This is a genomic window from Rheinheimera sp. (assembly GCF_020217005.1).
Lineage (GTDB): Bacteria > Pseudomonadota > Gammaproteobacteria > Enterobacterales > Alteromonadaceae > Pararheinheimera.
Window position 1 is genome coordinate 1 of record NZ_JAIWOI010000123.1, and the last position, 10,000, is coordinate 10,000.

A 10,000-nucleotide genomic window follows, 5' to 3' on the forward strand; every position below is an offset into this window, starting at 1 on the left:
ATGCCACCTAAACCACCACCTACGCTATTTTCTTCAACACTCATTTCGCTGCGCACAGCAGGTAAATCAGGATTAAACCGCTTTTGTGTTTGCTCCACAGCGGTGAAGTCCATCAATAAATCGACCTGCGCCGTGTAATTATCAACACCCAAAACAGGGATTAAAATGGAGTCAATTTTCTGACGATATTCTTCTTCGCGGGCGCGCTCCATTTCGTACTCTTTGCGACTGCGGGCTGAAGAAGCATCCTGTGAGCCACTATTGAGCAAACGACCGTTTTGGTCTGTGACTGTAACGCGGCTTGGTTCAAGCCCTTGCACAGCAGAAGCCACCAGGTCGACGATAGAATCCACTTCACCGTCTTTTAAGCTCTTACCACCTTTGACTGTGACCATCACTGTGGCTGAAGGTTGTTTTTCCCGGCGGGCAAAAATATTCTCTTTTGGAATTGCCAATAAGACGCGAGCTGAGGCAATGCTCTGAAATTGCTCGATGGTGCGGGATAGTTGTTGTTCGCGGCTGTGTTTCAGCCTTTCCAGTTCAAGACGCTGACTGACACCAAAACCGCTATCCTGCATCAGAATTTCATCGCCTGAACTTTGCTCTTGTTGCAAACCAGCACGGGCTAGCTTCAGCTTAATGTCCTGGTAGTCTTTACCAGACACCATCACGACCTGACCATCCAGTTTGTAATCAATTTTTTGACTATCCAGATAATCCAGAGTTTCGATCAGCTCTTTGGTTTCAAAAGTGCCCAAAGGTCGCATATCTGGCTCACGGGCCCACAAAATAATCAATACAGCCAACGCAATACAAATGGTTAAAGCGACGATTAAGCTGATCTGCCGAACCATATCCATGCCACCCCCCATAGAGCCCAGGAAGCCTGATTTTTGCTCCTGTTGCACTGGGGTGTTGCTGCCAAAATCATCTGACGATATCGTCAGTTCGGTTGAGGTACTTTCTGCCACTGGTTATTCCCCCGCCTTAGACCGGCATCGACATAATTTCTTTATAAGCTTCAACTAACTTAGTACGCACCTGTACTGTCGCCTCAAAAGCTAAAGAGGCCTTTTGACCTGCCAACATGGCCTGTGCCAGCGACACTTTTGGATCACCCATTTCGACAGCTGTGCTGAGTTGGCGACTTTCACCCTGTAAAGCGTTGACCTTGTCCAAAGCGCCTTTGAGCATGGCAGAAAAATCAGACTGACTGGTATTTTGCTCAGGGATAGCCGGGATGGCCAGTTCTGAAGGCACACTACGGACCTGTGAAGCCAGGGATTGAAGTTCCTGATAAAGACTGTGACCTTGACCTTGAATATTCATCTGCTGTGACCTGTCAAAATTTTGCTATTACTGCGATTAAGATAGGTAAAGCAGGGATCGTGCCAGAATTCAGGACCAGAGTCCTCATCAAAGCGGGGTTCAACAATATCATTTAAAAACAATAATTTAAAACTAAACAAGCAAGAGCTGGCAGCTTCAATTTTCTGACAAGAGGGGGGAATCAACAAAGAGCCAGAGCGAAAGCTCTGGCTCTGGAATTTACGCAGGTAGCTGAATGCCAGATTCACGCATTCTGGCCAGTTTATATCTTAAAGTTCTGGCGCTGATACCAAGGCGCTCTGCCACTTCTTTTCTACTGTTAGCGCAGGCCCGCATGGTTTCCAGAATAATGCGATGTTCTTGCTCGTAGATTTCAGATTTAAAGAGGCTGACATCCTGCTCTGCATGCTGGCCAAAAGCTGCATCAGGCATGCTGTCCATCATAGTCGGAGCGGACTCTAATAAAATATCTGCTGCATTTATTTGATCGCCATCACAGATGATCAAAGCCCGTTGCACTATGTTATCCAGTTCGCGCACATTACCAGGCCAATAATGCTGCATTAGTTTATGTTGTGCGGCATAACTCAAACTTGGTTGTGGCATACCAGTGCTGCGACAATGACGCTCCAGCAAATGCATAGCCAGCGGAACTATATCAGCTGGTCGTTCAGCCAAAGCTGTCCAGGTCAGCGGAAACACGTTCAATCGATAATACAAATCTTCACGGAATTTGCCTTCAGCTACAGCTTGTTTTAAGTCCCTGTTACTGGTGGCTATGACCCGCACGTCCAGTTTAATGGTTTTGCGTGCTCCTAAACGCTCCACTTCACGCTCCTGCAGCACCCGCAGTAATTTAGCCTGCAGGTTTAAATCCATTTCACTGATTTCATCCAGCAAAATAGTGCCCTGCTGAGCTTGTTCAAATTTGCCCGGACAGGATTGAATAGCGCCGGTGAAAGCCCCTTTTTCATAGCCAAATAAGGTGGCTTCCAGCATATTCTCAGGAATAGCAGCACAGTTAATAGCTACAAAAGGACCATCAGTACGGCCGCTTTGTTGATGAATGTAGCGCGCCAGCACTTCTTTACCTGAACCGCTTGGGCCTAATACCAGCACATTGGCGTCAGAACGAGCTACTTTCGCCGCCAGTTTAACCAATTGCTTACCCTGCTCTGAATGCACTACAGGTTCTATAGTTGCCACTTCGTTACCTAATGCATAACGACTGACCATGTTAATCAGCACTTCGGGTGAAAATGGTTTTGCCAGATAATCCACTGCGCCATTACGGATAGCAACCACGGCATCATTGACATTAGCGTAGGCAGTCATCATCAACACAGGCAAAGCCGGGTAATTCAGCTTCACCGTTTTGAGTAAGTCTAAACCTGACATAGTGCCCATTTGCACGTCGCTTATCAGCAAAGAGATTTTATGCTCTTTTAACAGCTGCAGGCCTTGCTCAGCACTTTGGGCTGGCACCACCTGATAATTGGCCAGACTGAGCGTGTCACACAATGCTTCGCGTAAGCCTGCATCATCCTCTACGACCAAAATACTAGTTGTTTGCATAACTTAACTCCTGACCTGTGGTGACAGGTACATAGACGGGAAACAATAATTCAAAACGCGCCCCTCCTTCAGTTGTAGGGGAATAGCGGATAGAGCCATTGTGTGAATGAGCTACAGCCTGTACTACTGCCAGGCCAAGGCCAGTCCCCTGACTTCGGGTAGTAAAAAAGGGTTCAAATATTTGTTGTCGCAAATGTTCTGGTACGCCGGGGCCGTTATCTTCAACAGCTATCATCACCTGCTGTGGATTAGCGGTATCTAAACGGGCTTCCAGTTTCAAAACTGCACCTTGCTCAATAATTTGCATACTGTTTTGGATTAAGTTCTGAATAGCGCCAGCTAAACTGCGCGGGTTACCGAGAATTTGTATATCAGGTTCCGGCAATTGGATTTGGATCTGACTTTGTTGTTGCTCCACTAAAGCTTCCACGCCGGCAAAAACATCAGTTAACAGACGTTGCAAAGATAAAGGCTCTACCTGTTGCTCGCGGCCTGCCCGGGCAAATAGCAACATGTCATTCACCTGTTGCTCCAGATCGACTAAACGAGCCACCAGCTTATGCTGAAATTGCGCACGGGATTGGGAACTTAGTTTTGGGCTGGTCAGATTCTGGGCATATAACAAAGCCGAGGATAACGGGGTACGAATTTGATGTGCCAGAGACGCCATCATTTTGCCGAGGGTCGACAAACGCTGCAGATGAGCCAGACGACTTTGCAGTTGACGGGTTTCTGTCAGATCGGTCAGCACAATGAGCTGGCCTGCTTCAGGCTCTAAAGAACTTATGGCCAGTTTAACCCTGCGACCATCCTGTAGAGAGACTTCCATACCGTCATCGCTGCGGGGCCTGAAAGAACGGGCTATCACATCCAGCCAGCGTTGTCCTACCAAAGGCTCTCCCAGCATAGAGATCGCAACAGGATTGGCTTCAGCCACATAACCCCTTTCATCCAGCACTATCACAGCTGTAGGCAGATTATTGACCAAATGTTGCAAACGACGGGCCTGGCGAGCCGTATGAATAGCAGTTGCAGTAACCGCAGCGGTAGCAGTTTGTGGCTGCGATTCAGACTGTGATTCTGCTACATATGCATAAGCTTTGGCTGTATTCATAACGTCTCTGCAATTGAATTGACACTAGCCACTCAAATGCACAAGACGTGCCACAATTAAAAATCAATTTAAACCTTATAAAATCAATGAGTTATTGAGCCATTTTTTTGACAATTTAAAGCTCACGCTTGGCTTTCATCCCGCATTAAATTGTATTTACGCATCTTTTCAACCAAAGTGGTACGACGCAAACACAAGATATCAGCGGCTCTGGCTACCACATATTCATGCCGCTCCAGCGCCTGAGTGATAAGAGAGATTTCAAGCTCTGCTAAAAACTCTTTTAAATCCATGCCTTGCTCTGGCAAGATTTCAATGCCAGTTGTCTGTGGAAAAAGTTGTTCCTCTGAGCCTTCCTCTTCATCCTCCTGACTTTGGAATAACTCATTGATTGCATCACGTTCCAGCAAGGCATCAGGATAGACAGGCACATAACTCTCCACGTCCAGGTGACGGTATTTCTGTGGCAACTCAGCCACATCCACCACCTGATTCGGAAACATAATCGCCATGCGCTCAACCAGATTCGCCAGCTCACGCACATTGCCTGGCCAGGAATGCAGCTTTAAACTCGCAAGTGCCCGCTCTGTAAATTTTACTTTGGCGTGCCCTTGTTGCTCAGCGCGAACAATTAACTCCTGCACCAGCAAAGGCAAATCATCAGCTCTGTCACGTAGTGCCGGAGTTTCAATAGGAAAAACGTTAAGGCGATAAAACAGATCTTCACGGAAACGCCCCTCTTCAATCATTTGTTCCAGCGCTCTGTGGGTCGCAGCAATAATTCGCACATCAGCACGTATAGGCTGGCTGCCGCCGACCCTTTCATAAACCCGTTCTTGCAGCACTCTTAACAATTTAACCTGCATAGGTAGAGGCATATCACCAATTTCATCCAGAAACAGTGTGCCCCCCTGAGCGAGCTCAAACCGGCCTTTTCGGGTCGAAATAGCTCCGGTAAACGCACCTTTTTCGTGACCAAACAGTTCGCTCTCTAATAATTCTGCCGGAATGGCTCCACAATTCAGCGGCACAAAAGGTCCCTGATGACGATTCGACAACACATGAATATTGCGGGCGACCACTTCTTTACCTGTGCCGGAATCACCCAGAATTAATACGTTAGCATCGGTTTTGGCGACTTGCTGAATAAGGAAACGGACTTGTTGCATGGCCTGAGTCTGACCGACCATGCCAATAAAACGGGATTGTTCACACTGACCTTTCTGACCGGGCAGCAAACGCTGATATTCCTGACAATCACGCAGCAACTGAGTAAAGGATGCATAAGAAAAGGGTTCTGTCAGCAGACCTACTACGTTAGCTAAACCCAGGTGATGCTTCAGTGTTTCACCAAGCAATAAAAAGGCGCAAGCAGGATAACGGCGGATCAATTGTTCATGATCCTGACTGGATAAAGCCCCCAATAAAATCACAGCCTTTGAATCAGTATCTAAGTACTGGTCCAGTTCGTGATAGTTCAACACCTCGTGAGCTTCAGAGATAAAACTCAACACAGCACCTAAACGAAAGGTACGTTGTTCCTGCTGATCCAGAATATAGAGCTTGTTGGTCATAAGACTCAGACTTTTATTGCTTTTTGACCATTCTACAAAGCTTGTCTGATGTTGCAAGGTAAAACGCTATTTTTTTGACGCTGTGTCAAAAAAATAGCGTTTTAAATGAAGAGAACAACCGAACTGAAACTTAAGCTAAAAGCTTTAATGCCTGCTGCTCTGACACTCTACTCTGACTGATCACTGAGACAGAAGCTTGTTCACGAATACCTGCGGCAACTTGTTCTGTCACTGCCTTGGCATAATCCAGATCCTGAATACGACTGATAGCTTCCTGCTCATTTACATTCTGAGTTTGCAGATTGCGAGCCGTAGATTGCAACGCATTGATCGTAGCCCCCAGATCCGTTCTGTTGTTATCTACAACTTGCGAAGAAGTCTGGATCGATTTCAGTGAGGCTTCCGCACTTTCTGCAGAAGACAAATCTATGCTAAAAGCACCTGAATCTGTTAAGCGGGTAGATAAATCCTGAGTTTTAATACCTATGCTGCCATTGCCTGTACCTACAGGAATGGAACCGTCCTGATCAAAAAGTTTAATGCCGGCAAATTCGGTATTTTTAATCTGATCCTGAATACTGGCAGCATAAGCATCAGCTTGCTTTTGCAGCGCCTGGCGGTCCGATGCGGTCAATAAGCCATTACCAGCCTGCACAGCTAAACGACCCATTTCATTCAAGTTGTCAGTAACGCCTTGTAAGCCTTGATCTGCGACAGTGGCAAGGGAAATACCATCGTATACATTCTGTGTGCCCTGAGCTGAAGCATTTGCACTTTGAGTTAAGCGGTTGGCAATTTGCAAGCCTGCAGCGTCATCAGCTGCGCTGTTGATCCTGCGGGCAGTGGCTAATTTTTTCAGCAGATTTTCAGATTCGTTCGAATTAAATTTCAGCTGGTTTTCATTGGCGAAAGAGCTACCGATTTTCATACTACTACCTCAGGCTATTCCAAAATGGAGTGGCAACGTTTTGAGTTTACCCCAAAAAACCCACATAGCCCAAGCTTTGATCTGTACTTTTTTTACGCAGTTTCATCCTCTTGAACTCATACCAAGCTAAGCTTCTATTTAAAAAGGATTTTTTAATAGTGGAACAAATTATGCTAAGGTTTGTTACAGTGGATACAGATCCAACATGACTGTCAGTTTTATGACACATCAGGGGCGCTTATGTTTGACGGCAAAAATATTTTCATTACAGGTGGCACTGGCTCTTTTGGCCATAAATACACCCAAACTCTGCTGGAACGGTATAAACCCAATAAAATTATTATCTATTCCAGAGATGAGTTAAAACAATATGAAATGCAGCAAAAGTTTAACGCGCCCTGTATGCGTTATTTTATTGGTGACGTGCGGGATCAGGAACGTCTGATCCGTGCCATGCGGGGTGTGGATTATGTCATTCATGCCGCTGCGCTGAAGCAAGTTCCGGCGGCCGAATACAACCCGATGGAATGCATCAAAACCAACATTAACGGCGCTGAACATGTGATCAACGCTGCCATTGAAAATAACGTGGAAAAAGTTATAGCTCTGTCCACCGACAAAGCAGCAAACCCCATCAACTTATATGGCGCCACTAAACTGGCATCAGACAAGCTTTTTGTCGCAGCCAACAACATATCGGGTGGCAGCAAACCGCGTTTCTCTGTGGTGCGTTACGGAAACGTCGTTGGTTCGCGTGGTTCAGTCGTGCCCTTTTTTGAGCAATTAAAACAAAAAGGCACGGACCATATGCCGGTCACTCATCTGGAAATGACCCGTTTTTGGATCAGCCTGCAGCAGGGCGTCGATTTTGTGCTGAAAAACTTCGAGCGTATGCTGGGTGGCGAAATTTTTGTGCCTAAAATTCCATCTATTCGTATTGTGGATTTAGCTAAATCCATAGCTCCTGACTTGCCGATCAAGGAAGTAGGCATTCGTCCAGGCGAAAAATTACATGAAATGATGTGCCCTGGTGACATGTCGTATAACACCTATGAATACGACGACCACTATGTGATAGCCCCATCCATCCAGTTTTCCAACAGGGGCAATAACTTCACCATTAATGCGTTAAAAGAAAAAGGCAAACTAGTCGAGCCAGGTTTTGAATATGTGTCGGATAAAAATCCTCACTTTTTAAGCCCTGAAGAGCTGGTACATTTTAACAGGGATGCGATGTTATGATCCCTTATGGCAGACAGTCGATTAACGATGCAGATATCCAGGCCGTCATTGAGACACTGAGATCCGACTTTCTGACCCAGGGCCCGGCAGTGCCTGCCTTCGAGCAAGCGTTGGCCAGCTATTGCGATGTGCCTTATGCGGTAGCAGTCAATAGTGCCACTTCAGCTTTGCATATCGCTTGTCTGGCGTTGGAGGTGAAACCGGGTGACAGAGTCTGGACCAGCCCTATCAGTTTTGTTGCTTCAGCCAATTGTGCTTTGTATTGTGGTGCTACAGTTGATTTTGTTGATGTGGAACCAGACACAGGCCTGATGTCGGTCAAAGCCTTAGCGGCCAAACTACAACAGGCTGCCGCAACCAATACCTTACCTAAAGTTCTGATCCCTGTGCATCTGGCTGGACATAGCTGTGCTATGCAACAAATTGCGACTTTGTGCCGGCCTTATGGCATCCGGATTATTGAAGATGCGTCGCACTCCGTGGGTGGCTCCTATTTGCAACATAAAAATAGCCAACCGCTAAAAATTGGCAGCTGTCAATTTAGTGACATCACTGTCTTTAGTTTTCATCCTGTTAAAATCATCACGACAGCTGAAGGCGGTGTAGCGCTGACCAAAGATGTAACGCTGGCGGCTCGTATGCAACTATTTCGCAGTCATGGCATTACCCGTAATCAAGATGAGATGACTGAAGTCAGCCATGGCCCCTGGTATTACCAGCAAATAGAGCTGGGGCTGAATTATCGAATGACAGAACTTCAGGCCGCTTTGGGTTTAAGTCAACTGAATAGGCTGGATACTTTTGTCGCCAAACGCCTGGAAGCCGTGGCCCGTTACAAAGTTTTGTTGCAGGATTTACCTGTAGATCTGCCAGAAGAATGCCCTGCCGGTCAGTCGGCCTGGCATTTGTATATCATTAAACTACATGACGAAAATCGCCGCTTGGCTGTATTTGAAGCGCTACGTAGCGCTGGTATTGGTGTGAACGTGCACTACATTCCTATCCATACCCAGCCTTATTATCAGAAACTGGGCTTTCATTGGGGCGACTTTCCGCAAGCTGAAGCCTTTTACAGCAGAATTATCAGCTTACCTTTGCACGCAGATTTAACCGCAGAGCAGCAGCAACAAGTTGCTTTAGCCTTAGATTCCGCAATAAAGGCTGCCTGCAAGGAGTAACGGATGCGACTGGGCATTATTCCGGCACGTGGCGGCAGTAAACGGATACCGCGTAAAAACATCAAAGACTTTAACGGCAAGCCGATGATTGGCTGGTCTATTGAAGCGGCATTAGAATCCTGCTCTTTTGATCAAGTCTGGGTGTCAACCGACGACACTGAAATTGCGGCAGTAGCAGAAAAATTTGGCGCTAAAGTGCCTTTTATCCGCCCTGCAGAGTTAGCCGACGATCACACAGGCACCAGTGCTGTAGTGCGTCATGCCATTGACTGGGCGCTGCAGCATCAGCTTAAACCCGAATTTGTCGCCTGTATTTATGCCACTGCACCTTTGCTTCAACCTTTAATGCTAAAAGAGGCCATGCTGCAATTGCAGCAGGACCTGACTTTGGATTATGTTTTTTCTGGCTGTCGTTTTAGTTTTCCTATTCAGCGCGCTTTATATAGGACTGAACAAGGCAGAGTCCAAGCTGTAGATCCCTCTTCTATCCCAAAACGCTCACAAGATTTGCCAGAAACCTTCCACGATGCGGGTCAATTTTATTGTGGCCGCACTCAAAGTTGGTTGGACGCAAAACCAGTGTTTTCGCCAAGCTCTTATTTGTATGAGCTGCCGCAGCATCTGGTTCAGGATATAGATACTGCAGAGGACTGGCTGCGCGCTGAATTGTTGCATCAACTGCTGTTAAGGCAAGCATGACTGCCCGCAAAACAGCTTTGTTTCGGGTCGATGCATCCGCAGTGATAGGTTCAGGCCATCTGATGCGTTGTCTTACTTTAGCTAAAGCCTTGCAGCAATCGGACTGGCAAGTGCAATTTGCCTGCCGTGCTCACCCGGGGCATTTAATTCAATGGCTGCGCGAACAAAAGTTTGACATCATCGCACTGCAACAGCCTATACAGACCCAAGCGACAGGTTATGCCGCATGGCTCGGCGTGACAGAACAGCAGGATGCGGCTGAACTTATTGCGCAACTGCAAGCGCCAGTGGATTTAATAGTGATAGATCATTACGGTTTATCCAGCATTTTCGAGCAGGCCATGACAGGTTTTTACCAAAA

9 protein-coding genes and 1 pseudogene are annotated in these 10,000 nt (G+C 46.8%); 4 read left to right on the top strand and 6 right to left on the bottom strand.

The window, feature by feature from the left end; all coding sequences use genetic code 11:
* The 6 genes from fliF to LDL40_RS05985 form a co-directional block, all read right to left on the bottom strand.
* Positions 1-971: flagellar basal-body MS-ring/collar protein FliF (gene fliF, locus LDL40_RS05960; RefSeq protein ID WP_300994273.1), on the bottom strand; the 971-nt coding region annotated here is incomplete at its 3' end.
* 16 nt (positions 972-987) lie between these two features.
* Positions 988-1,329 (bottom strand): flagellar hook-basal body complex protein FliE, encoded by a 342-nt coding sequence (gene fliE, locus LDL40_RS05965; RefSeq protein ID WP_300994274.1) that lies wholly within the window; start codon positions 1,327-1,329, stop codon positions 988-990.
* Positions 1,330-1,548: 219 nt separating this feature from the next.
* Positions 1,549-2,904 carry a sigma-54 dependent transcriptional regulator gene (locus LDL40_RS05970; protein WP_300994275.1) on the bottom strand — a complete coding sequence of 452 codons (1,356 nt, stop codon included), beginning with the start codon at positions 2,902-2,904 and terminating at the stop codon, positions 1,549-1,551.
* On the bottom strand, positions 2,891-4,018 hold the full coding sequence (locus LDL40_RS05975; protein WP_300994276.1) for an ATP-binding protein: 1,128 nt from the start codon (positions 4,016-4,018) through the stop codon (positions 2,891-2,893). Before LDL40_RS05975 ends, LDL40_RS05970 begins: the two co-directional genes overlap by 14 nt.
* A gap of 122 nt (positions 4,019-4,140) precedes the next feature.
* Positions 4,141-5,592 carry a sigma-54-dependent Fis family transcriptional regulator gene (locus LDL40_RS05980; RefSeq protein WP_300994277.1) on the bottom strand — a complete coding sequence of 484 codons (1,452 nt, stop codon included), beginning with the start codon at positions 5,590-5,592 and terminating at the stop codon, positions 4,141-4,143.
* Positions 5,593-5,722: 130 nt separating this feature from the next.
* Positions 5,723-6,520 carry a flagellin gene (locus LDL40_RS05985; RefSeq protein ID WP_300994278.1) on the bottom strand — a complete coding sequence of 266 codons (798 nt, stop codon included), beginning with the start codon at positions 6,518-6,520 and terminating at the stop codon, positions 5,723-5,725.
* A gap of 240 nt (positions 6,521-6,760) precedes the next feature.
* Here LDL40_RS05985 and pseB point away from each other — a divergent pair, with 240 nt between their 5' ends.
* The 4 genes and pseudogenes from pseB to LDL40_RS06005 all read left to right on the top strand — a co-directional run.
* Positions 6,761-7,762, top strand: a complete 1,002-nt coding sequence (pseB, locus tag LDL40_RS05990; RefSeq protein ID WP_300994279.1) for a UDP-N-acetylglucosamine 4,6-dehydratase (inverting) — start codon at positions 6,761-6,763, stop codon at positions 7,760-7,762.
* Positions 7,759-8,940, top strand: a complete 1,182-nt coding sequence (gene pseC, locus LDL40_RS05995; protein WP_300994280.1) for a UDP-4-amino-4,6-dideoxy-N-acetyl-beta-L-altrosamine transaminase — start codon at positions 7,759-7,761, stop codon at positions 8,938-8,940. Before pseB ends, pseC begins: the two co-directional genes overlap by 4 nt.
* Positions 8,941-8,943: 3 nt before the next feature.
* Complete coding sequence (gene pseF / locus LDL40_RS06000; protein WP_300994281.1) at positions 8,944-9,639, top strand: pseudaminic acid cytidylyltransferase; 696 nt, start codon at positions 8,944-8,946, stop codon at positions 9,637-9,639.
* Positions 9,636-10,000, top strand: a pseudogene (locus LDL40_RS06005) (hypothetical protein); the annotation flags it as partial. The gene pseF and the pseudogene LDL40_RS06005, both read left to right, overlap by 4 nt.